The 24,035-nt window shown below is 72.8% G+C and carries 22 protein-coding genes; 4 read left to right on the top strand and 18 right to left on the bottom strand.

Annotation, left to right across the window (positions count from 1 at the left end; translation table 11 throughout):
* Window positions 1-31 precede the first annotated feature (31 nt).
* The gene (locus tag ABZ840_RS30815) at window positions 32-1,318 is read right to left on the bottom strand and encodes a family 10 glycosylhydrolase (protein WP_361565227.1); all 1,287 of its coding nucleotides are present in this window, start codon (window positions 1,316-1,318) and stop codon (window positions 32-34) included.
* Between the two features lie 167 nt (window positions 1,319-1,485).
* Between ABZ840_RS30815 and ABZ840_RS30810 the strand changes: the two genes are divergently transcribed.
* Both ABZ840_RS30810 and ABZ840_RS30805 read left to right on the top strand, forming a co-directional pair.
* A complete protein-coding gene (locus ABZ840_RS30810) occupies window positions 1,486-2,343 on the top strand; it encodes a 3-hydroxybutyryl-CoA dehydrogenase (RefSeq protein ID WP_361564997.1) in 858 nt (285 codons plus the stop codon).
* A 483-nt stretch (window positions 2,344-2,826) separates the two neighbouring features.
* Window positions 2,827-3,084, top strand: coding sequence for a hypothetical protein (locus tag ABZ840_RS30805; RefSeq protein WP_361564994.1), 258 nt, complete (start codon window positions 2,827-2,829; stop codon window positions 3,082-3,084).
* 49 nt (window positions 3,085-3,133) lie between these two features.
* Here the strand turns inward: ABZ840_RS30805 and ABZ840_RS30800 are convergent, their stop codons facing one another.
* The 10 genes from ABZ840_RS30800 to infC form a co-directional block, all read right to left on the bottom strand.
* The gene (locus tag ABZ840_RS30800; RefSeq protein WP_361564991.1) at window positions 3,134-3,664 is read right to left on the bottom strand and encodes an NUDIX hydrolase; all 531 of its coding nucleotides are present in this window, start codon (window positions 3,662-3,664) and stop codon (window positions 3,134-3,136) included.
* A gap of 50 nt (window positions 3,665-3,714) precedes the next feature.
* Window positions 3,715-5,052 carry a transcriptional regulator gene (locus ABZ840_RS30795; protein WP_361564989.1) on the bottom strand — a complete coding sequence of 446 codons (1,338 nt, stop codon included), beginning with the start codon at window positions 5,050-5,052 and terminating at the stop codon, window positions 3,715-3,717.
* A gap of 73 nt (window positions 5,053-5,125) precedes the next feature.
* Window positions 5,126-6,430 carry a PP2C family protein-serine/threonine phosphatase gene (locus ABZ840_RS30790; protein ID WP_361564986.1) on the bottom strand — a complete coding sequence of 435 codons (1,305 nt, stop codon included), beginning with the start codon at window positions 6,428-6,430 and terminating at the stop codon, window positions 5,126-5,128.
* Between the two features lie 253 nt (window positions 6,431-6,683).
* Window positions 6,684-9,191: a phenylalanine--tRNA ligase subunit beta gene (gene pheT / locus ABZ840_RS30785; RefSeq protein ID WP_361564983.1), complete on the bottom strand. Its 2,508-nt coding sequence runs from the start codon at window positions 9,189-9,191 to the stop codon at window positions 6,684-6,686.
* Window positions 9,191-10,318 (bottom strand): phenylalanine--tRNA ligase subunit alpha, encoded by a 1,128-nt coding sequence (gene pheS, locus ABZ840_RS30780; RefSeq protein WP_361564980.1) that lies wholly within the window; start codon window positions 10,316-10,318, stop codon window positions 9,191-9,193. Before pheS ends, pheT begins: the two co-directional genes overlap by 1 nt.
* A 140-nt stretch (window positions 10,319-10,458) precedes the next feature.
* On the bottom strand, window positions 10,459-11,619 hold the full coding sequence (locus ABZ840_RS30775; RefSeq protein WP_361564977.1) for an ATP-binding protein: 1,161 nt from the start codon (window positions 11,617-11,619) through the stop codon (window positions 10,459-10,461).
* 38 nt (window positions 11,620-11,657) lie between these two features.
* Window positions 11,658-12,512, bottom strand: a complete 855-nt coding sequence (locus ABZ840_RS30770) for an RNA methyltransferase (RefSeq protein WP_361564974.1) — start codon at window positions 12,510-12,512, stop codon at window positions 11,658-11,660.
* A gap of 117 nt (window positions 12,513-12,629) precedes the next feature.
* Window positions 12,630-13,013: a 50S ribosomal protein L20 gene (gene rplT, locus ABZ840_RS30765; protein WP_030251930.1), complete on the bottom strand. Its 384-nt coding sequence runs from the start codon at window positions 13,011-13,013 to the stop codon at window positions 12,630-12,632.
* Window positions 13,014-13,114: 101 nt separating this feature from the next.
* Window positions 13,115-13,309, bottom strand: coding sequence for a 50S ribosomal protein L35 (gene rpmI / locus ABZ840_RS30760; RefSeq protein ID WP_030251934.1), 195 nt, complete (start codon window positions 13,307-13,309; stop codon window positions 13,115-13,117).
* Between the two features lie 124 nt (window positions 13,310-13,433).
* The gene (infC, locus tag ABZ840_RS30755; protein ID WP_030251937.1) at window positions 13,434-14,012 is read right to left on the bottom strand and encodes a translation initiation factor IF-3; all 579 of its coding nucleotides are present in this window, start codon (window positions 14,010-14,012) and stop codon (window positions 13,434-13,436) included.
* 532 nt (window positions 14,013-14,544) lie between these two features.
* Between infC and ABZ840_RS30750 the strand changes: the two genes are divergently transcribed.
* Window positions 14,545-14,934, top strand: a complete 390-nt coding sequence (locus ABZ840_RS30750; RefSeq protein WP_361564970.1) for a DUF1844 domain-containing protein — start codon at window positions 14,545-14,547, stop codon at window positions 14,932-14,934.
* A 92-nt stretch (window positions 14,935-15,026) separates the two neighbouring features.
* Here the strand turns inward: ABZ840_RS30750 and ABZ840_RS30745 are convergent, their stop codons facing one another.
* The 4 genes from ABZ840_RS30745 to ABZ840_RS30730 all read right to left on the bottom strand — a co-directional run bounded on the left by ABZ840_RS30745 (window position 15,027) and on the right by ABZ840_RS30730 (window position 19,286).
* Window positions 15,027-15,773, bottom strand: coding sequence for an MIP family channel protein (locus tag ABZ840_RS30745; RefSeq protein WP_361565224.1), 747 nt, complete (start codon window positions 15,771-15,773; stop codon window positions 15,027-15,029).
* A gap of 329 nt (window positions 15,774-16,102) precedes the next feature.
* Complete coding sequence (locus tag ABZ840_RS30740) at window positions 16,103-16,837, bottom strand: SseB family protein (RefSeq protein ID WP_361564967.1); 735 nt, start codon at window positions 16,835-16,837, stop codon at window positions 16,103-16,105.
* Window positions 16,838-17,001: 164 nt separating this feature from the next.
* A complete protein-coding gene (gene mycP / locus ABZ840_RS30735) occupies window positions 17,002-18,144 on the bottom strand; it encodes a type VII secretion-associated serine protease mycosin (protein ID WP_361564964.1) in 1,143 nt (380 codons plus the stop codon).
* Window positions 18,141-19,286, bottom strand: coding sequence for a hypothetical protein (locus ABZ840_RS30730; protein WP_361564962.1), 1,146 nt, complete (start codon window positions 19,284-19,286; stop codon window positions 18,141-18,143). The genes mycP and ABZ840_RS30730 overlap by 4 nt, the downstream gene beginning before the upstream one ends.
* Before the next feature lie 227 nt (window positions 19,287-19,513).
* Between ABZ840_RS30730 and ABZ840_RS30725 the strand changes: the two genes are divergently transcribed.
* Complete coding sequence (locus ABZ840_RS30725; protein WP_361564959.1) at window positions 19,514-20,728, top strand: amino acid deaminase/aldolase; 1,215 nt, start codon at window positions 19,514-19,516, stop codon at window positions 20,726-20,728.
* A gap of 46 nt (window positions 20,729-20,774) precedes the next feature.
* On the opposite strand, the gene ABZ840_RS30720 is transcribed toward ABZ840_RS30725, so the two are convergent.
* The 3 genes from ABZ840_RS30720 to ABZ840_RS30710 form a co-directional block, all read right to left on the bottom strand.
* Window positions 20,775-21,809, bottom strand: coding sequence for a DUF2510 domain-containing protein (locus ABZ840_RS30720; RefSeq protein ID WP_361565221.1), 1,035 nt, complete (start codon window positions 21,807-21,809; stop codon window positions 20,775-20,777).
* Between the two features lie 29 nt (window positions 21,810-21,838).
* Window positions 21,839-23,140, bottom strand: a complete 1,302-nt coding sequence (locus ABZ840_RS30715; RefSeq protein WP_361564955.1) for a haloacid dehalogenase-like hydrolase — start codon at window positions 23,138-23,140, stop codon at window positions 21,839-21,841.
* A 111-nt stretch (window positions 23,141-23,251) separates the two neighbouring features.
* Window positions 23,252-24,034, bottom strand: coding sequence for a 3-oxoacyl-ACP reductase (locus ABZ840_RS30710; protein WP_361564952.1), 783 nt, complete (start codon window positions 24,032-24,034; stop codon window positions 23,252-23,254).
* Window position 24,035 lies beyond the last annotated feature (1 nt).

Genomic DNA, 24,035 nt, shown 5'->3' with positions numbered 1-24,035 from the left:
TCGGCGTACCGGCCACCGGGCCCCGGGGCCGTCAGCGCGGTGGCCGCACACGGGAGGGATAGTGGTCGGCCACCACCCGGGCCATCGACCCGGTGGGGTCCGTGGCCACCTCCTTGGCGGAGAAGTAGACGTTGCCGCGCACCTGCCGGTAGCGGTCGTCGAAGGTGAGGTGGCGGGAGAGTTCGGCCGGATCCTGCCAGGGGGCGGGCTGCGCCGGGTCGCCCGCCTTGTAGAGCGCCTCGCCGATGTAGAGGTGGACCCGGGTCCCGTCCACGGTCCGTGCCCACCACGGCACGAGCTTGGCGTAGTCGGCGGCGGCGAAGCCGATGTTCCAGTAGACCTGCGGGACGATGTAATCGATCCACCCCTCGCGGACCCACTTACGGGTGTCGGCGTAGAGATCGTCGTACGTCTGTACGCCCGCTCGGGTGTCGGAGCCCGTCGGATCGGTCGCCTTGTTGCGCCAGACGGCGAACGGGCTGACCCCGAAGCGGGCGGTCCGCCGGGTCGCCCGGACCCGCTCCCCCAGCTCCCGCACCAGCCGGTCGATGTTGTCCCGGCGCCAGCTCGCGCGGTCCGGGAAGCCGCCGCCGTGCTCTGCGTAGGCCGCGTCGTCGTTCAGCGTCTGGCCCGCGACCGGATAGGGGTAGAAGTAGTCGTCGAAGTGGACGCCGTCCACGGGGTAGCGGCGCACCGCGTCCATGATCGCGTCGAGGACGAAGGCGCGGACCTCCGGCAGCCCGGGGTTGTAGTAGAGCTTGCCGCCGTAGGACAGCACCCAGTCGGGGTGCAGCCGGGCGGGGTGGGTGGCGATCAGCTTGGACGGGTCGGCGTGGTTGGCGATGCGGTACGGGTTGAACCAGGCGTGCAGCTCCAGGCCGCGCTCGTGCGCCTCCCGGAGGGCGAAGCCCAGCGGGTCCCAGCCGGGGTCGCGGCCCTGGACACCGGTGAGGTACTGCGACCACGGCTCGTGGGGCGAGGGCCAGAGCGCGTCGGCGGTGGGGCGCACCTGGAAAAGCACGGCGTTCAGCTTGGCGGCGGCCGCCTTGTCGAGGTAGGCCACCAGCTCGGCCTGTTGCTGCGCGGCGGACAGGCCCGGCTTCGAGGGCCAGTCGCGGTTGGCGACGGTCGCCAGCCACATCCCGCGGAACTCCGGACGGTGACTGTTCCCGTCCCCCGGCTCCCGCCGCCGGCCCGCGGTCTCGGCGGCGCCACCGGTCCCGCCGGGGGTGCTCGCCGCGGCCCCCGATGTCCACAGCGCCGAGGAGGCCACCCCCAGCGCGGCCACAGCAAATCCTCTTCGGGTGAAATTTCCTATTCGTCGCATGCCACCACCCCAATCCGTCCGGTAAATGAGGCTCTCCTCGCTCAGAATGCCCGCCCCGCCCGCCCCTGCGCACCAGCGCGCGGAGTAACGTCGGGGCCGAGGCGGGCGTCGGACCCTTACGGCTCCCGCCGGTCCCGAAGATCAGCGAAAGGCACGATGTGACCGACATCGAACGCGTCGGAGTGGTCGGCTGCGGCCAAATGGGCGCCGGCATCGCGGAGGTATGCGCCCGGTCCGGCCTGGAGGTCATGGTCGCCGAGACCACCGGCGAGGCCCTTGAGATCGGCCGCACCCGCCTGACCAACTCCCTCGGCAAGGCCGCCGAACGCGGCAAGATCAGCGCTGCCGAGCGCGACGCGACCCTCGGCCGGCTCAGCTTCACGACCGACCTGGGCGAGTTCGCCGACCGTGACCTGGTCATCGAGGCCGTCGTGGAGAACGAGCAGGTCAAGACCGAGATCTTCCAGGTGCTCGACCAGGTGGTGACGCGCCCGGACGCGATCCTCGCTTCGAACACCTCCTCCATCCCGCTGGTGAAGCTGGCCGTCGCGACCAACCGCCCCGAGCAGGTCATCGGCATCCACTTCTTCAACCCGGCCCCGGTGCAGAAGCTGGTCGAGCTCATCCCGGCGCTCACCACCGGCGAGGAGACGATCAAGCGCGCCGAGGCACTGGTCGAGAACCACCTGGGCAAGCACGCCATCCGCGCCCAGGACCGCTCCGGCTTCGTCGTGAACGCGCTCCTGATCCCGTACCTGCTCTCCGCGATCCGGATGTTCGAGTCGGGCATCGCCAGCCGCGAGGACATCGACAACGGCATGGAGCTCGGCTGCGCCCACCCGATGGGCCCGCTGAAGCTGTCCGACCTGATCGGCCTCGACACCGTCGCCTCGGTCGCCGACTCGATGTACGAGGAGTTCAAGGAGCCGCTGTACGCCGCTCCCCCGCTGCTCCAGCGGATGGTCGACGCGGGCCGCCTGGGCCGCAAGACCGGCTCGGGCTTCTACCCGTACTGAGCACCCGGTCCATGAGCCGGGCCCCGGCCCCGTCCCGGGCGGCCCGGCCCACGCGCGCACCGGCCCGTGCCGCTCCTTCTCTCACGGAGCGGCACGGGCCGTCGTCGTTCCACGGGGGCGCCGGACGGCATCCGTAGGCGTGGGCCGTCCGGCCGTCCGCCGCCGCTCGGGGGAAAGACGGCGGCCGGACACCGCCGGCGGGGCGCCCGTCCCGCCGGCTGCTGCCCCCGTGGCATCTCCGAGTCAACTCCCCCGCCACCGTGTGCGGCACCGTGTGAAACGGCCCGCTTCGAGTGCGCGGTTCACACCCCGTGTGCGGCCCGCGCACCCCCGGCGGGGACGCCTGCGGCGCCCGATTCACACGGGGTGTGCGACGTTGACACGCATATTCCTCCCGCACACTCTCCCGCCCCTCCCCGCAAAGGAGTTCACTGTCAGTAGCAAGGAAAACACCGAGTTACCGAGAGGGATGAGGAGCGGACCGTGACCGCCCACCCAGATACCGACCCAGTGACCAGCGACGTGGCCGAGCTCAGACGCTGCTGTGACGTGCGCACGGCTCGCGTCGACGGCCAGCTCGCGCTGCTCGCCCAGCGCACCGAGCAGTACGAGCGCGAGGCGGACGAGTTGCACAGCAGGCTCACCCGCATCGAACACGGACGGTGGCCGCTGCCGTCCGTCGCCGCGCTCACCGGGATCGCGGCCCTGGCGGTCGCCGTGTGGCAGGTTCTGGCGCCCTGACCGTCGGCCGGGCCGGCCGCCCCACTGGCAGCCGGCCCGGCCGGGGCGCTCAGCCCAGGCGGAGGTGGTGCAGCATCAGCAGCGCCGCCGCCATGTTGGCGGCCGGCACCTCGCCCCGCGCCACCATGTCCGGCACCAGCTTGAGCGGGATCCACTCGCGCCGGTCGGACTCGAAGTCGTCCTCGGGGTGGCCGACGTACTCCGCCTCCTCGGACCAGTAGATGTGGTGCCGGGCGTCCGTGAGGCCGTTGGACGGCTCCACGGTCATCAGGTGCTGGAGGGGGCCGGGCCGCCAGCCCGTCTCCTCCTCCATCTCACGGGCGGCCGCGACGGCCACGTCCTCGCCGTCCTCGACCACCCCCGCCGCCAGCTCCCAGCCCCAGGCGTCGGTGATGAAGCGGTGCCGCCACAGCAGCAGCACCTCGTTGGCCTCGTTGACCACCGTGGCCACCGCCACCGCCCGCATGCGGATCAGGTAGTGGTCCAGATGCCGCCCGTCCGGGAGTTCCACATCGGCGAGATTGACCCGGAACCAGCGGTTCTCGTACACGGTCTGCTCCTTGAGGTTCTTCCATCGCACGTGTCTGCCACCTTCCGCCGTAGAGATGGCACGTGGACACGAGCCATCCGTCAGAGCGGAACGCGCAACGCCTCATCGATCAAGTCGGCCGCGGCGTCGGTGGCGCTGCTTCCGGTTTCGGCAAGGAGTTCGCGAACCGCCCGCAGGCGGTCCCGTAACCGCTGCGACTCCATGCCCCGTGCCTGTTCGGCCATCTGCGTCGCACTGGCCACGGCACGCTCCGTCTCCCCCTGTCTCAACTCGATGTGCGCGAGCATGGCCAGCCGGTGCACCCGTCCGCGGTCGTGCGCGGGGGTGTCGACGGCGGCGGTCGCCTGCTCCCGTGCGGCCCGGAGGTCCCCCAGGCTGAGCAGCGCCTCCGCCACCTGAACGTTGACCAGCCCCGGCTGGACGTACCCCGTCTCGTCCGGTTCCTGGCCCGGACGGATCCGCTCCGCCGCGGCCTCGGCCCGGCGGATGCAGGACAGCGCGCCGGCCCCGTCGCCCAGCCGGGCGTACGCCTTCGCCTGCATCGCGTACAGGTCGGCGGCCAGCGCCGGGGTGATGTGCGGCCCCGCCGCGCGCAGCGCCGCCTCGGCGAAGGCAACCGCCTGACGGTACTCCCGGGTGAACAGGGACTGATTCGTCAGCAGGGCGATGATGTACGCGCCGAGCCCCCGGTCGCCGCTCGCCTTGGCCAGCCGCAGCGCCTGGTGGAAGTAGCGCTGCGCGAGCCCGAAGGCGTCCGAGTCGTACGCGCAGATGCCGGCCACGGCCACCAGGCCGCCGGTGGCCCGGTGCAGCTGGCGGCCGGTGGCGTCGGTGTAGCTGCCCCGCAGCAGCGGCGCCGCCTCGGTGTTGAGGAAACCGACGATGCGCGCCCTGGTCGCCACCCCGCCGGCCTTGCGGTACATCTGCTCGTAGTGCGTACGCGCCGACCGCAGCATCTCGATGTCGGCCATGGACACCCGGGTCAGGCCGGAGCGCGAGACGTCGGAGTCCTCCGGCGGGTTCTCCCACTCCCAGACCGGCATGACCGCGGAGGTGCCGGTGAGCGCGGGCGCGGCCAGGACGTGCGGACGCTGCTGCTCGTCGGAGCGCCACAGCGCGGTGGCCCGCTCGACGAAACCGGACAGCGGGGTGTCGGCGGCCCTGCGGGTGCCGGGCCGGCTCAGCCCGATGTCGTCCAGGCTGACCGGACGGTGCAGCCGTTCGCTGAGGATCTCGCAGATCAGGTCGGGTACTTGGCCGCGCGGCCGCTGCCCCTTCAGCCAGCGGGCCACCGCGGTGTGTTCGTACCGCAGGGACAGGCCGCGCCGGCGGCCCAGCTGGTTGATGTGCACGGCCAGACCGGCATGCGAGATGCCCGCCTCGTCCAGGATCGCGTCGAGCAGGGTATTGGGCTCCATGGCCCCCTCCCGGTCCGCGCCGTCGTCAGCGGCGGGCGCGCTTCGCCTCGTCTCCAGCGTAAGCAGGGGAAGTTCACACGGGGTGTGAACCGTGGTGACCCCGTGGGACGTCCGGCGTGTGCGGCGTCCCCTGGGCCGGTACGCGCGGGCCCGCGGCGGCCCCGGCGCGGGGGCGGCCGGGGGCGAGGGCCAGCAGCGCGACGTCATCGGTGAGCCGGCCCCCCGCGTGCCGCACGATCCGGTCGCGTACGGCGGTGACGAGGGCGCCGGGGAGGGGCGGTTCCGGCGCCGCCTCGGCCAGGCACGCCCGCAGCTGCGTGTCGAGCGAGAAGAAGGCGCCGTCCGCGTCGCGGGCGTCCTCCGCGCCGTCCGTGTACAGCAACAGGCCCTCGCCGCGGTCCAGTCGGCCGGACAGCGGCCGCAGCCGGTCCGGCAGCGGGAACAGGCCCAGCGGCGGCAGCGGCCCGTCCTCGGCGGCCGGCTCGGCCGCGCCGCCGCTGAACCGATACGGCCACGGGTGACCGCAGTTCAGCGCGGTGAACTCGCCGCTGGGCGCGAGCTGGAGCAGCAGGACCGTGACGAACTCCTCCGCCGCCGGACTGTCCGTCACCACACCGCCGCACGCCGGGTGTTCGGCACGGGCCCGTTCGGCGAGGTGCCGGGCCAGGGTGCGGTCCAGCCGCCGCAGCACGCCCGGCAGCCCCGGCTCGTCGTGCACGGCTTCGCGGAAGCAGCCGAGCATGACCGAGACCGTGCCGATCGCCCCCAGGCCGTGGCCGCGTACGTCGCCGATGACCACCCGCAGGCCGTACCGGGTCGGCACCGCGTCGTACAGGTCCCCGCCGATCAACGCGCCCTCGCCCGCCGAGAGATGGCCGGCGGCGACCCGGATGCCGCCGAGACGTTCCGGCAGCGGGCGGAGCACGAGCCGCTGCGCCGCCTCCGCGACGTCGCGGGTGCGGTCCAGCTCGCGGAGCAGCCGCGCGCGACGGCCTGCCGTCAGATAGCTGGCCACGACCACGGCGAGGACGGCGGCGCAGGTCCCGAGCCGGCCGGCGGGCGGGGCGATGCCGCTCCCCGGCCCGAACGGCACCAGCGCGAGCAGGGCGCACAGCCCGCCGAGCACCACGCACTCCCGGCGGCCCGTGCCGGCGCAGGCGATGGCCGGGGCCGCGGCGAGGAGCTGGAGCGGCTGATCGTGCCCGGACCCGGCCAGCTCCCAGACGAGGACGCCGGCCACCCAGAGGCCGGGGAGCACGAGGACGAAGAGCCGACGGGCGAAACCGCGGAACGTCTCGCCCTCGACCGGCGGCAGCGGGCGCCACGCCTGGACCCGGCGGCGGACCCGGCCGCACTGCCGCGCCCAGGTGCGGATCATCCGGATCCCCCTCCGCCGTACTGTCGCGTGCTCGGGTGGCTGCGCCCCTTGCCTGTCCGGTGCCGCGGCGTACGCGCTCTTACGGCGTGATCGATTCTGGCCACACACGGTGTCGGCCCCGCCACCCAAAGCTCACCTCTCACCCGAACGAGTGATGAGTCGGATTGACGCCACTCGACCCGGCCGGCGCACGAAAAAAGCGGGTGGCGGCACCGGCCGGAACCGGTACCGCCACCCGCTCGGGTGGGCTTTCTCAGCCGCGCAGGCTCGCGCCCGTCCGCTCGACGGCCGCCGCCACCGCGGCGTCCCGCGCCGCCGAGGCCTCGTCGGCGGTCAGCGTGCGGTCCGCCGCGCGGAAGCGCAGCGCGTACGCCAGCGACTTCTTGCCCTCGCCGACCTGCTCACCGGTGAAGACGTCGAACAGCCGCAGGTCCTCCAGCAGGTCACCGGCGCCGGACCGCAGCGCGGCCTCGACGTCGGCGGCCGGGACCGAGGCGTCGACGATCAGCGCGACGTCCTGGGTGGCGACCGGGAAGGTGGAGATCCGCGGCGCGGGGATCACGCCGGCACCGGCCCGCTCCAGGCGGTCCAGGTCGATCTCCATCGCGCAGGTGCGCTCCGGCAGCCCCAGCGCCTTGATGACGCGCGGGTGCAGCTCACCGGCGTTGCCGACGAGCACCTCCTCGCCGTCCACGGCGACGAGCAGCGCGGCGCAGCGGCCCGGGTGCCACGGCGCGTGCTGGTCCTGGCGGACGATCAGCTCCACGCCCGCCTCACGGGCCACGACGCGGCCCGCCTCGACGGCATCCGCCCAGGTCGCCGGGCGGCCCTTGCCCCACCAGCCGGCCTGCTCGCGGGCGCCCGCGAGGACCACGGCGGCGCGGCGCGGCTGCTCGGGCAGCGCACCGTTCAGCGCGGCGATCTCCGCGTCCGTCGGACGGCGGTCGACGGGCAGCCGGGCGGCCGGCTTCTCGTCGCCGGTCGGCCGGAAGACCAGGCCGGTTTCGAAGAGCGCCAGGTCGTGCGTGCCCCGGCCGTCGTTGCGCCGCAGCGCGGACAGCAGGCCCGGGATCAGCGTCGTACGGAGCGAGGGCTCCTCGTCCGAGAGCGGGTTGGCCAGCTTGACCGTGCGGCGGCGCGGGTCGTCCGCCTCGATGCCGAGCTGGTCCAGGACCGCCTCGCCGAGGAACGGGTAGTTCAGCGCCTCGACATAGCCGGCACCGGCCAGCGCGCGGCCGACCCGGCGGTGCAGCCGCTGCCGCTCGGTCAGGCCGGTGCCCGCCGGCGGCGTCGGCAGCGTGGAGGGCAGGTTCTCGTAGCCCTCCAGCCGGATGACCTCTTCGGCGAGGTCGTTCGGGTCGGTCAGGTCCGGGCGCCAGGACGGCACCGTCACGACCAGCTCGTCCTGGCCGTACACGTCACAGCCGACCGCCTGAAGGCGGCGCACCACGGTCTCGCGGCCGTACGCCACGCCCGCGACCTTGTCCGGGTGGTCCGCCGGGATGGTGATCGAGCGGGGCGCGCTGGGCGCCACGATCTCCGTCACACCGGCCTCGGCGGTGCCGCCCGCGAGCAGCACGAGCAGGTCGACGGTCCGCTGGGCGGCGGCGGACGCGGCCTCGGGGTCGACGCCCCGCTCGAAGCGCTTGGACGCCTCGGAGGACAGCTTGTGGCGGCGGGCCGTGCGCGCGATCGTCAGCGCGTTGAAGTGCGCGGCCTCGATGACGACCTCGGTGGTGCCCTGGCCCTCCGCGTGGTCGGCGATCTCGGTGTTCGCACCGCCCATGACGCCCGCCAGGCCGATCGGCCCGCGGTCGTCGGTGATGACCAGGTCCTCGCCGTCCAGGACGCGGTTGGTGCCGTCGAGGGTGGTGATCTTCTCGCCGGGCTCGGCGCGGCGCACCCCGATCGTGCCCTCGACGAGGGAACGGTCGTAGGCGTGCAGCGGCTGGCCCAGCTCCAGCATCACGTAGTTGGTGACGTCGACGGCCAGCGAGATCGGGCGCATGCCGGCCTTCTGCAGGCGGCGCTTGAGCCAGATCGGCGAGCGCGCCTCCGGCTGGAGACCGACGACCGTACGGGCCGTGAAGCGGTCGCAGCCGATCGGGTCGGTGACCTTGACCGGGTAGCCGTAGGAGTTCGGCGGCGGCACGTCCAGCAGCGCCGGGTCGCGCAGCGGCAGGCCGTACGCGGTGGCCGTCTCGCGGGCGACGCCGCGCATCGACAGGCAGTAGCCGCGGTCCGGGGTGACGGCGATGTCCAGCACCTCGTCGACCAGCTGCAGCAGCTCGATCGCGTCGGTGCCGACCTCGTACTCCGGCGGCAGCACGATGATGCCGCCCGAACCGTCGTCGCCCATGCCCAGCTCGTCGCCGGAGCAGATCATGCCGTGCGACTTCTTGCCGTACGTCTTGCGCGCGGAGATCTTGAAGTCGCCGGGCAGCGTGGCGCCCGGGAGGACCACGACGACCTTGTCGCCAACGGCGAAGTTGCGCGCGCCGCAGACGATCTCCTGCGGCTCGCCGGTGCCGTTGGCCCGGCCGACGTCGACCGTGCAGAAGCGGATCGGCTTCTTGAAGCCCTCCAGCTCCTCGATCGTGAGGACCTGGCCGACGACCAGCGGGCCCTCGAGCCCGGCGCCGAGCTGCTCGACGGTCTCCACCTCCAGACCGGAGGCAATCAGCTTGGCCTGCACGTCACGGCCGGACTCACCGGCCGGCAGGTCGACGTACTCCCGCAGCCAAGAAAGCGGGACCCGCATCAGATCTCCATCCCGAAAGGCCGGGTGAAGCGCACGTCACCCTCGACCATGTCTCGCATGTCCTCGACGTTGTGGCGGAACATCAGCATCCGCTCGATGCCGAACCCGAAGGCGAATCCGCTGTACTTCTCCGCGTCCACACCGCAGGCGGTCAGCACCCGCGGGTTGACCATGCCGCAGCCGCCCAGCTCGATCCAGCCCTCGCTGGAGCAGGTGCGGCAGGGGGCGTCCGGATTGCCCACGGACGCGCCACGGCACACGTAGCACACCATGTCCATCTCGGCGGACGGCTCGGTGAAGGGGAAGTAGTTCGGGCGCAGCCGGGTCTCCATGCCCTCGCCGAACAGCGCCTGCACCATGTGGTCCAGCGTGCCCTTGAGGTCCGCCATGGTCAGGCCCTCGTCGACGGCGAGCAGCTCGACCTGGGTGAAGACGGGGGTGTGGGTGGCGTCCAGCTCGTCGGTGCGGTAGACGCGGCCCGGGCAGATCACGTACAGCGGCGGCTCGCGGTCCAGCATCGAGCGGATCTGCACCGGCGAGGTGTGCGTGCGCAGCACCACACCGGTCTGCTTCTCGTCGCCGTCGGCGGCCGACTCGACGAAGAAGGTGTCCTGCATCGTGCGGGCCGGGTGGTCCGGGGCGATGTTCAGCGCGTCGAAGTTCAGCCACTCCGACTCCACCTCGGGGCCCTCGGCGACGGAGTACCCCATCGCCACGAAGACGTCCTCGATGCGCTCGGAGAGCGTGGTGAGGGGGTGCCGGGCGCCGGGCTGTACGCGGTCGTACGGCAGCGTGACGTCCACCGCCTCCTCGACCAGCACGCGGGTGTCCCGCTCGGCCTCCAGCTCCTCCTGGCGGGCCTTGAGGGCCTGGTTCACCCGGCCGCGGGCCTGGCCGACGCGCTTGCCGGCGTCCGCCTTGGCGTGCGGGGGCAGGGCGCCGATCTCCCGGTTGGCGAGCGCGAGCGGCGAGGTCCCGCCGGTGTGCGCGGTCTTCGCCTGGGCGAGCTCGTCGAGGTCCTTCGCGGCGGCGAACGCGGCGAGCGCCTCGCTCTGCATCCGCTCGATCTCTTCCGGTTTCAGGGCCTCGACCTCAACAGGGTCGTACGACTTGTTCGGTGCCGACATCTCTTCCCGTGCTTCCGATGGTCTTGGCGCGCGGCTTGCCCCCGACGCTTGAGTGCCAAAGGTGCCAAAGGTCAAGTCTAAGGGGCACCGCGGCCACGCCTCACCGGCGCCCCAGTCGGAACAGCGCCCGTCGGACCCGGTCAGGCCATGAAGGCCGGGGTGCCGACGGGCAGGCTAAATCGGAACTGCGCGCCGCCGGCCGGGGCCCGGCCGACCGTGATCGTGCCGCCGTGCGCCTCGACGATGCCCTTGACGATGTACAGCCCGAGGCCCGTGCCGCCGCGTTTGCTGCCCCGCCAGAAGCGGGTGAAGACGCGGTTCATCGAATCCTCCGGGATGCCGGGTCCCTCGTCGCTCACCGTGACGGTCGTCCCGGTGCACGTCTGCTCGGGCTGAGCGGACGACGAGGGCGCTACCTCGATTGTGACCGTCCCCTCGCCGTGGCGCACCGCGTTTTCCAGCAGGTTGCCCAGCACCTGGTCGACCTTGTCCGGATCGGCCCACAGCTCCGGCAGCGGCTCCAGCATCCGGATCAGGAACCGGTCCGGGCGTTGCCCCGCCGTCGTCTGCGCCTGGACGTGCCGCCGTACCGCCGCGATCATGTCGACCCGCTGCCGTCGGACCTCCAGGCGCCCGGAGTCGATGCGCGAGATGTCCAGCAGCTCGGCGATCAACCGGGTGACGCGGTTGGCGTCCGCGTCGACGGTCTCCAGCATCAGCCGCTTCTGGTCGTCGGTGAACCGCTCCCACTTCTGCAGCAGCGTCGCCGTGAAGCCCTTCACGGACGTCAGCGGCGACCGCAGCTCGTGCGCGACGGTCGCGATCAGCTCGGCGTGGCTCAGCTCCGTACGGCGGCGCGCCTCGGTGCCGCGCAGCGTGATGACCAGACGGCGGACCGGCCCCGTCGGCCGGGTGCGGACGTACCGCGCGGAGACCAGCAGCTCCCGGCCGCCCAGCAGCAGATTGCGCTCCGGCTGGCCGGTGCGGATGGCCAGCCCGCCGTACGGGTCGGTCAGCTGCCACCAGCGGCGGCCCTCCATGTCCTGCAGCGGGAGGGCGCGCTCCAGCGGCTCGCCGAGCGCGTCGGCGGGGTCCACGGCCGTCAGCCGCGCGGCGGCGGCGTTGAAGCACACCACCCGGCCCGCCTCGTCGGCCACCACGAGGCCGTCGGGGAGCTCGTCCGGATCCAGTCCGCCGACCGAGGCGGCCGGGTCGTACGGGAGCGGAGGGTTCTCGCCGGGATCACCCGAGAGACAGATGTCCACGACGGATGTGCGTGTGCCGGAAGTCCTCACATTCATCCCGCTGCCCCCTCCCGGGATCTGGGCACGCAACCCTACTAGCCCGCGGCGGCCGAGCGGCACCCTCCGGCCGACCGCTGGGCGCGCGCGGAGGCGTACAGGCACACTGCGGCGGCGGTCGCGAGGTTCAGGCTCTCGGCCTTTCCGTGGATCGGCACCCGGACCACCGCGTCGGCCAGCGCCCGGGTCTCCGCCGGCAGCCCCCACGCCTCGTTGCCGAAGACCCAGGCCGTCGGGGAGCCCATGGTGCCCGCGTCCAGCTCGGAGTCCAGGTCGTCGGCGCCCGCGCCGTCCGCCGCCAGGATGCGGACGCCCGCTCCCTTGAGCCCGTCCACGACCCGCTCGACCGGCACGCCCACGGCCACCGGCAGGTGGAAGAGCGAGCCGACCGAGGCCCGTACCGACTTGGGGTTGTACAGGTCGACGGAGGCGTCGGTGAGCACCACCGCGTCCGCGCCCGCGGCGTCCGCGCAGCGCAGCACCGTACCGGCGTTCCCCGGGTCGCGGACGTTGGCCAGCACCGCGACCAGCTTCGGGCGGGCGGCCAGGATCTCCTCGAAGGGCGAGTCCAGGAAGCGGCAGACCCCGACCAGCCCCTGCGGGGTGACCGTCTGCGAGAGGTCGGCGATGGTGTCGTCGTCGGCCAGCAGGACGCGTACCCCGGCGTCCTGGGCGGCGGCCACGATGCCCTCGTGGCGCTCGGCGGCCTCCGGCGTGGCGAAGACCTCGACGAGGGTCGGCTCGCCGTTGCTGCTGTGCCGTACGGCCTCTCTGACCGCCTGCGGGCCCTCGGCGATGAACCGGCGCTCCTTGCCGCGGAAGTTGCGGCGGGCCAGCCGCCGCGCTGCGGCGACGCGTGCGGAACGCGGGGAGATCAGCTCGGGGGTGCCCATGGGCGGCGGCTCACTTCTGCGGGACGTGCGTACGGAGGGTGTACGGGGGGCGAAACGGCGGCGGACCCGCAGGCCGGGGGCCTGCGGGTCCGCGCGACAACTGCCTCAGGCTGTGGTTCAGGCAGCCTTGGGAGCGTTCACGTCGCTCGGCAGCGCCTTCTGCGCCACCTCGACCAGCGCGGCGAACGCGTTCTGGTCGTTGACCGCGAGGTCGGCCAGGATCTTGCGGTCCACCTCGATGTTGGCGGCCTTCAGACCCTGGATGAAGCGGTTGTACGTCATGCCGTTGGCGCGGGCAGCGGCGTTGATGCGCTGGATCCACAGCTGACGGAAGTCGCCCTTGCGCTTCTTGCGGTCGTTGTAGTTGTAGACGAACGAGTGGGTGACCTGCTCCTTCGCCTTGCGGTACAGACGCGACCGCTGACCGCGGTAGCCGCTGGCCTGCTCGAGGATCGCCCGGCGCTTCTTGTGGGCGTTGACTGCCCGCTTGACGCGTGCCACTTGTTAACTCCTTGTAGCGGGGCCGTGGTGGTCGGCACACGGCCCGGTTCGATTCTGGTCCCGGTCGAGGTCGCGCGCCGCCTTTTCAGGGGCGCGGCGACTCACTTGCCGAGAAGCTTCTTGATCTTCTTGGCGTCGCCCGGGGCCATCTCGGCGTTGCCGGTGAGGCGACGCGTCAGCTTGGACGACTTGTGCTCGAGCAGGTGGCGCTTGCCGGCGCGCTCGCGGAGCACCTTGCCGGAGCCCGTGATCTTGAAGCGCTTGCTGGAGCCGCTGTGCGTCTTGTTCTTCGGCATGCGCCGTTCTCTCCTCGTCAGTGGCGCCCCCGCCGGCCGGCGGGCCGGCATATGGGAGCGTCAGATGTCTCGTTCGGTGTCCGGGGCGGTGACCCCGGCGCTGATCCGGGGCAGCACCCTGGAATCACGCCTCGGCGGGCTCCTCGGCGGCCTGCTCCTGCTCGGCAGGTGCAGCACCCTGGCGCTCCGCCTTGCGGGCGGCCTGCGCCTCGCGGGCCTCGGCCATCGCCTCGGTCTTCTTCTTGTGCGGACCGAGGACCATGATCATGTTCCGGCCGTCCTGCTTCGGGTTCGACTCGACGAAACCGAGGTCCTGGACGTCCTCCGCGAGCCGCTGCAGCAGCCGGAAGCCGAGCTCCGGACGGGACTGCTCGCGACCACGGAACATGATCGTGATCTTGACCTTGTCGCCCTGCTTGAGGAACCGGACGACGTGACCCTTTTTGGTGTCGTAGTCGTGCGGGTCGATCTTCGGCCGGAGCTTCATCTCCTTGATGACCGTGTGCGCCTGGTTCTTGCGCGCTTCACGGGCCTTCATGGCCGACTCGTATTTGAACTTTCCGTAGTCCATGAGCTTGCAGACCGGCGGACGGGCGTTCGCCGCCACCTCGACCAGGTCGAGGTCGTACTCCTGCGCAAGCTCCAGGGCCTTGGCAAGCGGCACAATGCCGACCTGCTCGCCGCTGGGACCGACGAGTCGCACCTCGGGGACGCGAATCCGGTCGTTGATGCGGGGCTCGGCGCTGATGGATCCTCCTCGGTTAGCACCACACGACCGCCTGGCGGACAGCCGCGTAACGTCTGTTCGGTGTGACCATCCTCGCCGGAAGCACGAAAAACGCCCCGGACAGGACACAGGCGGGGCTCCGGAAACTGGCTCGGGAGCACCGCCGCGAATGTCACCGCGGGGCGCAGCCTGACCGATGACCCGCCTGCCCTGAGGGCTGGAATCGGGTGGGAGATCGGAGCCTCCACTTGTGGGCCGGGCACATAGATGACCGGCCGGTCGCAGTCAATGGTACACGACCCGGGCGTGCCCCGTACCGGCCGTACGCGCGTACGGCACCGGCGTGCCTACGCGAGGCCCGGCGCGTCCGCTTCCGCACAGCCGCGGGCGGCGCTCCGGGCGCGGGTGGCGCCCCACGCGCGGGCGGGTGCGCGTCTGGGCCTAGTCTGAGGGCAGCGCACCGGCCGCACGGAGCGGGCGCACCGATCGTACGGACAGATAGAGAGCCATGAGCGACGCCACCCCTCCCCCCTCCGACCCCGCGGCAGCGCAGGGCGCGCAGCCCGCGGACTTCGACGCGATGACCCGCGACATCGCCGACGTGCCGGCCGTCGAGGTGATCACCACCGTCGCGGTGCACCTGATGAGCTCGGCAGCGGTCAACCTCGGCCTCGCCGAGGAAGGCGAGCAGCACAAGGACCTGGACGAGGCGCGGAAGCTGATCCAGGCGCTGGCCGGACTGGTCACCGCCAGCGCCACCGAGATCGGCTCGTACCACGCCGCGCCGCTCCGGGACGGGCTGAAGTCGCTCCAGCTGGCCTTCCGCGAGGCGTCGGTCGTCCCGGACGAGCCGGGGCAGGGGCCCGGGGAGAAGTACACGGGGCCGGTGTACGGCTGAGTGGTGCGCGCCGGGAGAACCCGGAGAAGCCATGACGGTGGCCCCCTGATCCGTGGATCAGGGGGCCACCGTCATGAGCGCGGGCGGAAGGGTCAGAGCGCAGCGCGTTCGTCCGCCGGGGGCTCCTGGTCGGCCGGGGGCCGCAGCGGGCTGTACGGGGTGTGCGTGAGCCGGTGCGCCAGGGCCGCCAGCGCGCCGCCGATCAGCGGCGCGACGATGAACAGCCACAGCTGCGAGAGCGCCCCGCCGCCCGCGAAGAGCGCCGGACCGAAGGACCGGGCCGGGTTCACGGACGTACCGGTGAGCGGGATGCCGATGAGGTGGATGGTGGCCAGCGCGATACCGATGGCCAGGCCGTCGAAGCCGACGAGGGCCACCTTGTGGGTGACCGCGAGGACCACGAAGACCAGCAGGAACGTGAGCACGATCTCGGCGACGAACGCACCGCCGAGGTTGATGTGCACCGCCGAGCGGTCGCCGAAGCCGTTGCTGCCGAAGGCGCCGTCGGTCTTCAGGCCCGGGACCTGCTTGGCCACCAGGAAGAGGAGCGCGGAGCCGACGATGCCGCCCAGCAGCTGGGCGATCCAGTACTCGACGGCCGTACGGAGGGTGATGCGGTGGGCGACGAGCATGCCGAGCGTCACCGCGGGGTTGACGTGGCAGCCCGAGATGGGCCCGAGCGCGTAGGCCAGGGCCAGCAGGGTGAAGCCGAAGGACAGGGCGATGCCGAAGGTCCCGATGTACTCCCCGGCCAGCACGGCAGCGCCGACCGCGAAGAACACCAGGAGCAGCGTGCCGAGGAACTCGGATACGACCGAGCGGGTCTCCGGGGTGTCCATGTAGGGGCCTTCCTCGAAGGGATCTTGCACCTGCTGCGATTGTGCGTCGCCCGCGAGAGGCTCGCCTCTCGACGGGGCCCTCGGGCGGGCGGCGGGTGCGGGGAGGAAGGCGGTGCGTCGTACGGCTGGTGGGCCGGGATCGAGGCCGGTGGGCCCGGATCGTCCCGGGTGGCCTCGGGTCCGGATCGAGGCCGGTGGCCCTGAACGGGGCCGGTGGGTACTGCCGTCCCGTGGGGCGGGCCGAGGCCGGTGGCATTGCCGTCTGTGGGCAGGGACCCTGCCGCCTGTGGCCGGGTGCAGGACGGTGGGCCAAACCGGTGATGGGCGGATCAGCGCGTGAACAGCGGTTCGCCCTGGGGCGCGGTGTCCGGGTGCAGCAGGGCCAGGTCGAGGCCGCGTACGAGGCGCTCGCGGAGGACGGCGTCCGAGGCCAGCGCATTGGCCACGCGCTGGGCGACCTCGCCGGCCGGGGCGTCCGGGGCGAGGCCGAGGGCCAGCGTGGCATCCGTGTCGGCGGACGGCGCCAGATGGGCGACCCGGACGCCGGGCTCCGCTGCCAGCACGGCCCGCAGCGCTTCGGTGACCCGCAGGTCGGCGAGCGGGTCGGTACTGGTCCGGCCCTCGGCCAGGGCGCGCAGGGCCGCACCGGTCAGCGAGTACGTCACGGGGCCCGCGAGGTCGATGACCACGGTGTCGGCCTTCTCGTGGGACGCGGCGAGCAGCGCCTGCTCCAGCGGGACGGCGACCGGGCGGGCATCGGGGCGCCAGCGGTGCAGGGTGTCCATGGACGTGAAGGCGGGCAGCGCGCGGCGGCCGTCGGGGGCCTGGAGGGTCGGCACGGCCATGTCGCTGGTCTTCTCGCGCTGGAGCCCGTCCGGACCGGTCTCCGCCTCGCCCAGCAGGGCCACCACCGGTACGAGCAGCCGTGCGCCGCGGAGCGCCGCGAGGAGGCGGGGCTCGGCGGTGCGGTCCGCGGACCAGGCGGCGAGGGCGGCCGCCAGTTCGGGGTCGGCGGTGCCGTCGTCGTCGGAGAAGCCGGGGTTGGGGATGTTCTTCTGGTCCACGGCTTGAGCCTATCGGCTGGGGTGGGATTGGTTGCGGGCGGTGCCCGGCGGTGCTGTTCGTCGGGGTGCGCCCCGGTGACGATGTCCTCAAACGGCGGACGGGCTGGGTGGTGCCGGGTGCGGTGGGGGGTGAAAAGACGGGTGGGTGGGGGTGAGGTGAGTGGTCAGGTGCGGCGGCGCCAGAGGGTTACGGCTGTGGTGATCAGGGCGGCTCCGGCGAGGGTGGCTGTCCAGGGGAGCCAGGAGTTGCCTGATGCTGGTTGCGCTGTGGGGCCCGGGCCGAAGTAGTGCTTGGTGTAGGTGGTGCTGGTGCCGGTGGTCGTGGTGGGGGCGCCTTTTTTTATGGCTGCGGCGGGGTCGACCAGGCCGGCGCCCAGGTCGTCGTTGCGGCCCCGGGCGGGGGTGTCGCCGGCTGTTTCGGTGAGGAGTCGCTTGATGCGGTCGGGCTTCAGGGTGGGGTGGGCCGCGCGGACCAGGGCCACCGCGCCGGAGACGTACGCGGAGGCGGCGCTCGTGCCCCAGCCCTCGTAGTACTTGCGGTCGGGGTTGGCGATGACGACGTCGACGCCGGGGGCGCTGACCGTGGCGTACCAGCGGCGGGTGGAGAAGGAGGCGCGGGAGCCGTAGCGGTCGACGGCGGTCACCGCGATCACGCCGGGGTAGGCGGCCGGGTAGGAGACGTGGTCGCCGTGCTCGCCGCCGTTGCCGGCCGAGGCGACGACCGGGATGCCCTTGGCGAGGGCGTACTGGACGGCGGCGTCCTCGCGCGGTTCGGGGTGGGCGGAGTTGCTGTCGTCGCCGAGGGAGAGGTTGATGACGTCGGCGCCGTGGTCGGCGGCCCAGCGGATGCCGTCGGCGAGGGCGTTGGACCGCTCGGTGCGGGCCTTTTTGCGCTGTGGGTCGGCGTCTTCGAGGATCACCCGGACGGGGAGGATCTTCGCTTCGGGGGCGATGCCGAGGACGCCGTCGGCGTTGTCGTGGCCGTGGCCGTGCCCGGCGATGATGCCGGACATCGCGGTGCCGTGGCCCGCCCAGGTCTTGTCGCCGCGGGCGGCGCCGAAGCCGATGAGGTCCTTGCCGGGCAGGACCTGACCCTTCAGGTCGGGGTGGGTGGCGTCGACGCCGGTGTCGAGGACGGCGACGGTGATGCCGTCGCCCTTGGTCGTTCGCCAGGCGTCGTCGACGTGCAGGGCGTCCAGGGCCCATTCCTGGGACCGGATGCCGTCGGCGTGCGCGGGCGGTGTCGCGAGGGCCGCGACGGTGGTGGCGGTGAGGGCGGCCAGGAGGGCTCGGCGGGCGCGGGTCATTCGGTTTCCTCCCCGGCCTTGGCCGCCTCGGTGCGGAAGGCGTGTTCGATGCGGTCGGCGACGCCGGCGGCGTCGTGGCCGAGGCCGGACTGGGCGGGTGCCGAGGTGGCGCCGGTGCGGGTGGCCTCGCTCGCCGGTTCCGGTGACGCCACCTCGCGGCCGTCGGCGAAGCCGGAGACCGCGTAGATGACGAGGGGGGCGTCGGGCAGTACCTGGATGCTCCAGCTGGCGCGCTGCTCGGGGCCGAAGCCGGCGGCGAGGGTGCCGGGGGCGGTGTACGGGCGGGGCATCAGGTCGCGGCGGCTGTCCAGGCGCTCGGTGGTGAACCGCTTGTCCAGCGCGCTCATCCCGGCCGCGTCGGCTCTGGTGGTGACCACGCCGACGGTGATCACGCTGCTGTGGGTGGCGTCGACGTAGTCGGCGCGCAGCAGCCGCTTGCAGCCGGCCGGGGCCAGTGCCTTGGCGAGCAGCGGGTCGAAGGCGTCGGCGCAGCCGGTGTCGGGGGCGACCGCGATCCGCTTCCAGGTGCGGTCGGCGCCGCCGGGGCCGGCCGCCGTGCCGTGCAGGGTGCGCGGGAAGAGGGTGTTGACGGGGAGGCTGTGCCAGAGGCCGCGGGTCTCGCCGAAGGTGGCGGCGGTCGCCTCTCCGGGGCCGGGTTCGCCGGCGAGCCAGCTGCCGGCCGCGGCGCCGCCGATGAGGCCGAGGCCGAGCACGAGGCAGGCGGCGGCGACGGCCTTCCGTACGGCCGGGCGGCGCGGCGGGGTGGGGCCGGGCTGTCCGAGGGGGGCGACGGCGTCTCTCTCCGGGGGCAGCGGCGCGCGCTCGGCCGACCGGTCCTGGGGGGACGTTTCCGCTGCTGCGGGCTTCTGGGCCGCCTTCATGGCCGGTGGCTTGGCGCCCTTCGTCCGCTGCCAGGCGGCCTCCGCGTGGGCCAGGTGGAAGGACGCGGTGTCGCGGTATCCGGGCGGCGCGGGGCGGCTGGGCTTCGGCGGGACGGCGGGCCGGGGCGGTACCGGCGGCACGGGGCCGCTGTCCGGCGCGGGTTCTTCGGAGGCGGCCGGTCCGGTCGTCGGGCGGTACGGCGGGGGCGGGGGTATCCGGGGCAGGCGGCGCGGGCCGGCGTAATTGGCTTCGGTGCTCACCCGCGCTCCCCCTCGCGCAGTACGGTCCCGTGCCCGGACGGCGGCATGCCGGGTGGAACGTATGGATCAGACCTGGTGCCGCGGGTCTGCGGGCCACGGCGTGCGCCACTTTACGGGCTGTCGCGCCCCCCGCCGCAACTCCTGTCCGGTACCGGTCGCCTCGCTGTGTCCGGTCTGTATCGATCTCTCCCCTACCCTGCGGTAATGCGGTCTGGCAGGCTGCCGTCATGCACCGGTTCACGACCGATTCCCACGCTCTCGGGGCCCGTTACGACCGGGCCACCGCTCACCTCGACGCGCCGCTGGCCATTGTCGACCTCGCGGCGTTCGACGCCAATGCCGCGGATCTCGTGCGCCGTGCGCACGGCAAGCCCGTGCGGGTGGCGAGCAAGTCCGTGCGCTGCCGGGCCCTGCTGGAACGCGTGCTGGCGCGGGACGGCTTCGCCGGGATCATGAGCTTCACGCTCGCGGAGTCGCTGTGGCTGGCGCGCTCCGGCTTCTCCGACGTGCTGCTGGCCTATCCGTCGGCGGACCGGGCCGCGTTCGCCGAGCTGGCGGACGATCCGAAGCTCGCCGCCGCGGTCACGGTGATGGTCGACGACGTGGCGCAGCTGGAGCTGATCGACGCGGCGCGGGCGGGCGGCCGGGCGGAGATCCGGGTCTGTCTGGAGCTGGACACGGCCTTCCGTACCGCGGGCGGCCGGATGCGGGTGGGCGCGCGCCGCTCCCCGCTGCGGGAGCCCGCACAACTGGCTGAATTCGCTCGGCTGGTGGCGCGCCGGCCGGGCTTCAAGGTCGTCGGTCTGATGGCGTACGAGGGCCATGTGGCGGGCGTGGGGGACGCGGTGGCGGGGCGGCCGCTGTTCTCGCGTTCGGTGCGCGTGATGCAGGCCGCGGCGCGCAGGGAGCTGGCGCGGCGCCGCTGGGAGGCGGTGCGCGCGGTCCGGGCCGAGGCGCCGGACCTGGAGTTCGTCAACGGCGGCGGCACGGGCAGCGTGCAGGGCACCGCGGCGGAGGCGGCGGTGACGGAGGTCGCGGCCGGGTCGGGGCTGTACGTGCCGCGGCTGTTCGACAATTTCCGCTCGTTCAGCGGCCGGCCGGCGGCGCTGTTCGCGCAGCCGGTGGTGCGCCGGCCGGGACCGGGTGTGGTGACGGTGCTGGGCGGCGGCTATCCGGCGTCCGGTGCGCCCGGCGCCGACCGGCTGCCGGAGCCGTATCTGCCCGCGGGGCTGGCGTACGACCCGCAGGAGGGCGCCGGCGAGGTGCAGACGCCGCTGCTGGGCGCGGCGGCCGACGGGCTGCGGGTGGGCGACAAGGTGTGGTTCCGGCACGCCAAGGCGGGTGAGCTGTGCGAGCGGTTCGACGCGCTGCGGCTGGTGGACGGCGACCGGGTGGTGGAGACCGTGCCGACGTACCGGGGCGAGGGGCACACGTTCCTGTAGGCCGGGGGTACGGGGCGGCGCCGGGTGCCGGTCCGCCCCGTGCGGCTCACGCGGTGGGCTTGATCCCTTCGAGGATCTTGTCCATGTCGGCGAGCGGCGGGGCCTGGCCGCCGACGTCGAAGTTGAAGCGGACCACGACCATCGAGCCGGAGCCGCCGGGCGAGGGGAAGGAGACGGACTGCGCGATGCCGTCCGGGCCCTTCTTGTTGGTGACCTTCCAGCGCACCAGGTAGCCCTTCTGGCCCGCGACGGTCACCTTCTCCGCCTTCACTTCCTCGTGGTTCTCGATGCCGCCGTAGTAGTCCTTGTCGCCGTACGGGCCCTTGCCGTAGGTGGCCTCGATGTTCTTCTTGATGTCGGCCTTGGCGATGCCCTCGGCGGTGGTCTCGGTGAAGCCGGCCGCGGTCTCGGACAGGACCTTGCCGCGCATGCACTGCTTGCTGTCCGCGCCCTTGCAGTAGTACGGACCGATGTACATGTCGATGTCGTTGCCGAACTCCTCCTTGCGCCAGCCGTCGAGCACCGGGATGGCGATGCTGTTCAGGGCGTCGACGAGGGTGTCCTCGTCGTCGGTGGGCGCCGGCCCGGGCGCGGCCGAGCTCGTGGACGGCTCGGGCGAGGGGCTCGTGCTCTTGCTCGCCGTCGGGGCGGGCTTGGGGTCGTCCTGCGGGTCGCCGCCGCCGAGGGTGACGGCGAGGACGACACCGAGGGCGGCCACCGCGACCACGGCACCGGTGATCGCGAGGATCACCGGGCCGCGCTTCCGGCCGCCACCGTCCTGGCCGGGGCCGGGGCCGAACCCGCCCGGCGCGGTCTGCGGGTATCCGTAGCCCGGCTGCTGCTGCGGATAGCCGTGGGCCCCGGGCGTCCCTTGCTGCGGGTACCCGTAGGCCGCGGGCGCCCCCTGCTGCGGGTACCCGTACGTCCCGGGTGTCCCCTGGTCCGGAGTGCCGTACGCCGCCGGTGCGGCCTGGGCCGCGCGGGTCTGCTCGGTCCACGCCGAGCCGTCCCACCAGCGTTCGGGGGCGGGACCGTTGCCTGTGTGCCCGGGGTCTGGGTACCAGCCCGGCGGTGTCGTCATGCTCACGCCGGACACTTTATGGCGCGGAATCAGCCGCCGTACACACTGTCCCGCTGGTCGGGCACCACGCTGCCGTCGGCGCGGCGGACCGGCCCGAAGCCGCCCTCCGGCTCGATGTTCGCCGCCGTGGAGCAGGGGTACGTGCCGGACTTGCGCGGCAGCGGCTCGATGAACATCGGGTTGACCACCCAGCGTCCGTCGGCGTTGTCGTAGGCGCGGCACATCACCTCGTTCTTGTTGCGGTTGAGCACGAGGTGCGCGCCGGTGGCGTCGCCGACGAAGGTGACGTCGGTGTCGGCGTCGCCGCCGCCCAGCGCGATGCGGTGGCCGAAGTCCTGCTGCTGCCAGGCCCTGTCGCCCTTGACGCCGAAGATCTCCTGGTTGACCCAGCAGCGCTTGCCGTCGACGTACGGGATGGCCTCGCCCTTGTTGTCGCCGATGCCGCCGCAGCCCTGGTTCTCGTAGGTGATGCGGCCGTGCTTGTCGAGGACGCTGCGGATGGCGATGGTGTGCTTCTTGTCGATGCCGATGCCCTTCGACCAGACTTCGGTGACGGGCTCGGAGCCGGCGGAGACGATGTAGACGTCGAAGCCGGCGCGGCGGAGCGTGCTCACCAGGTCCCGCTGCTGGTCGTAGTAGCGCACGTAGCCGGGGACGGTGTGGCTGCCGACCTTGTCCTCGCTGCCGATCGGCGCGGCGAGGGCCCGCTTGCGCGCGGCGGCGGCGTAGGAGCGCAGCTCGGCGACGGTGTGGCCGGCGAACAGCTGCGGGATCCACGCGTACTGCGGCACGGTGCGGCGGTGGTTCCAGGTGCCCGCGAAGGCCTCGGCGCCGCCGTGTGTCTTCGCCTCGTCGCGGATCGAGAAGATCTCGTCGGCGCAGGCGCTGTCGGTGGAGGTGTTCAGGGGCGCGCCGACGGGGACGTCGGTGCCGCACGCCTTGGTGAGGGCGCGGTCGGCGGCCGGGGTCAGCCACTTGCTGGTGTCGCGCCAGCGGGCCGGGCGGAGGATCTTGTCGTGCTGGAGGGACCAGACGAGCGTCGCGTCGGTGACGTCGTTCTTGGTGATGGTGTTGTCCCAGTCGAAGGCGGCGACCGGGCGCTGCCCGTGGCCGTGCGCCAGTCCGGGGTGGGAGCAGACGCCGCGTTCGTCGATGGTGCGCTGGAGCTTGTCGCGGTTGGTGCCGTACCACTTCAGGCTCTTCGACAGCTGCGGGCAGCTCGCCTGCCGGGCCGTGTGGGCTGCCGGTGCGGCGGTGGCGGGCACGGCTGCGGCCAGGGTGGCGGTGACAGCCAGTGCCAGGGCCGGCGCGAGGGTGTGCCGGATGCGCATGCGTCCTCCTTGACGGTGCGGGCCGGGGCGGGACCCGTCCGGGCCGGCGGCGCGCGGCCGCCGGCCCGGACATGATCGGCAAACGATACCCGTGGGTCCTACACGATGTGGCTATACGGGCGTGACGTACGCCCCGGCGATGCCGCCGTCGACGAGGAATTCGGCCGCGTTGACGAAGGAGGAGTCGTCGCTGGCGAGGAAGGCGACCGCGGCCGCCATCTCCTCGGGCTCGGCGAACCGGCCCACCGGCACGTGCACCAGCCGGCGCGCCGCGCGCTCCGGGTCCTTGGCGAACAGCTCCTTGAGGAGCGGCGTGTTGACAGGCCCGGGGCAGAGCGCGTTCACCCGGATGCCCTCGCGGGCGAACTGCACGCCCAGCTCGCGGGACATGGACAGCACGCCGCCCTTGGAGGCGGTGTAGCTGATCTGGGAGGTGGCGGCGCCCATGACGGCGACGAAGGAGGCGGTGTTGATGATCGAGCCCTTGCCCTGCCGCTGCATGTACGGGAGGGCGTACTTGCAGCAGAGGTAGACGGAGGTGAGGTTGACGTCCTGGACCCGCTTCCAGGCGTCCAGCCCGGTGGTGAGGATGGAGTCGTCGTCGGGGGGCGAGATGCCGGCGTTGTTGAAGGCGACGTCGACCGAGCCGTAGGTGTCGTACGCGGTCTTGAAGAGCGCCTCGACCTGGCCCTCGTCGGTGACGTCGACCTGGACGAAGAGGCCGCCGACCTCGGCCGCCGCGGCCTTGCCGGCGGTCTCGTCGATGTCGGCGCAGACGACGTTGGCGCCCTCGGAGGCGAGGCGGCGCGCCGTGGCCAGGCCGATGCCGCTGCCGGCCCCGGTGATCACGGCGGTGCGGCCGACCAGCCGGCGGCAGACGGGGGTCTCGGTCATG

It is taken from the genome of Streptomyces sp. NPDC047117, from assembly GCF_040643545.1.
GTDB lineage: Bacteria > Actinomycetota > Actinomycetes > Streptomycetales > Streptomycetaceae > Streptomyces.
This window is presented reverse-complemented; position numbering and strand designations above follow the sequence as displayed.

Coding starts and splice junctions, on each gene's coding strand:
- ABZ840_RS30790 (WP_361564986.1), bottom strand. CDS start 6,430: ATGATCCGCACCTGGGCGCGGCAGTGCGGCCGGGTCCGCCGCCGGGTC.
- ABZ840_RS30720 (WP_361565221.1), bottom strand. CDS start 21,809: ATGACGACACCGCCGGGCTGGTACCCAGACCCCGGGCACACAGGCAAC.
- pheT (WP_361564983.1), bottom strand. CDS start 9,191: ATGCGGGTCCCGCTTTCTTGGCTGCGGGAGTACGTCGACCTGCCGGCC.
- pheS (WP_361564980.1), bottom strand. CDS start 10,318: ATGTCGGCACCGAACAAGTCGTACGACCCTGTTGAGGTCGAGGCCCTG.
- ABZ840_RS30770 (WP_361564974.1), bottom strand. CDS start 12,512: ATGGGCACCCCCGAGCTGATCTCCCCGCGTTCCGCACGCGTCGCCGCA.
- ABZ840_RS30745 (WP_361565224.1), bottom strand. CDS start 15,773: ATGGACACCCCGGAGACCCGCTCGGTCGTATCCGAGTTCCTCGGCACG.
- ABZ840_RS30750 (WP_361564970.1), top strand. CDS start 14,545: ATGAGCGACGCCACCCCTCCCCCCTCCGACCCCGCGGCAGCGCAGGGC.
- mycP (WP_361564964.1), bottom strand. CDS start 18,144: ATGACCCGCGCCCGCCGAGCCCTCCTGGCCGCCCTCACCGCCACCACC.
- rpmI (WP_030251934.1), bottom strand. CDS start 13,309: ATGCCGAAGAACAAGACGCACAGCGGCTCCAGCAAGCGCTTCAAGATC.
- ABZ840_RS30715 (WP_361564955.1), bottom strand. CDS start 23,140: ATGCGCATCCGGCACACCCTCGCGCCGGCCCTGGCACTGGCTGTCACC.
- ABZ840_RS30710 (WP_361564952.1), bottom strand. CDS start 24,034: ATGACCGAGACCCCCGTCTGCCGCCGGCTGGTCGGCCGCACCGCCGTG.
- ABZ840_RS30775 (WP_361564977.1), bottom strand. CDS start 11,619: ATGAATGTGAGGACTTCCGGCACACGCACATCCGTCGTGGACATCTGT.
- ABZ840_RS30725 (WP_361564959.1), top strand. CDS start 19,514: ATGCACCGGTTCACGACCGATTCCCACGCTCTCGGGGCCCGTTACGAC.
- ABZ840_RS30795 (WP_361564989.1), bottom strand. CDS start 5,052: ATGGAGCCCAATACCCTGCTCGACGCGATCCTGGACGAGGCGGGCATC.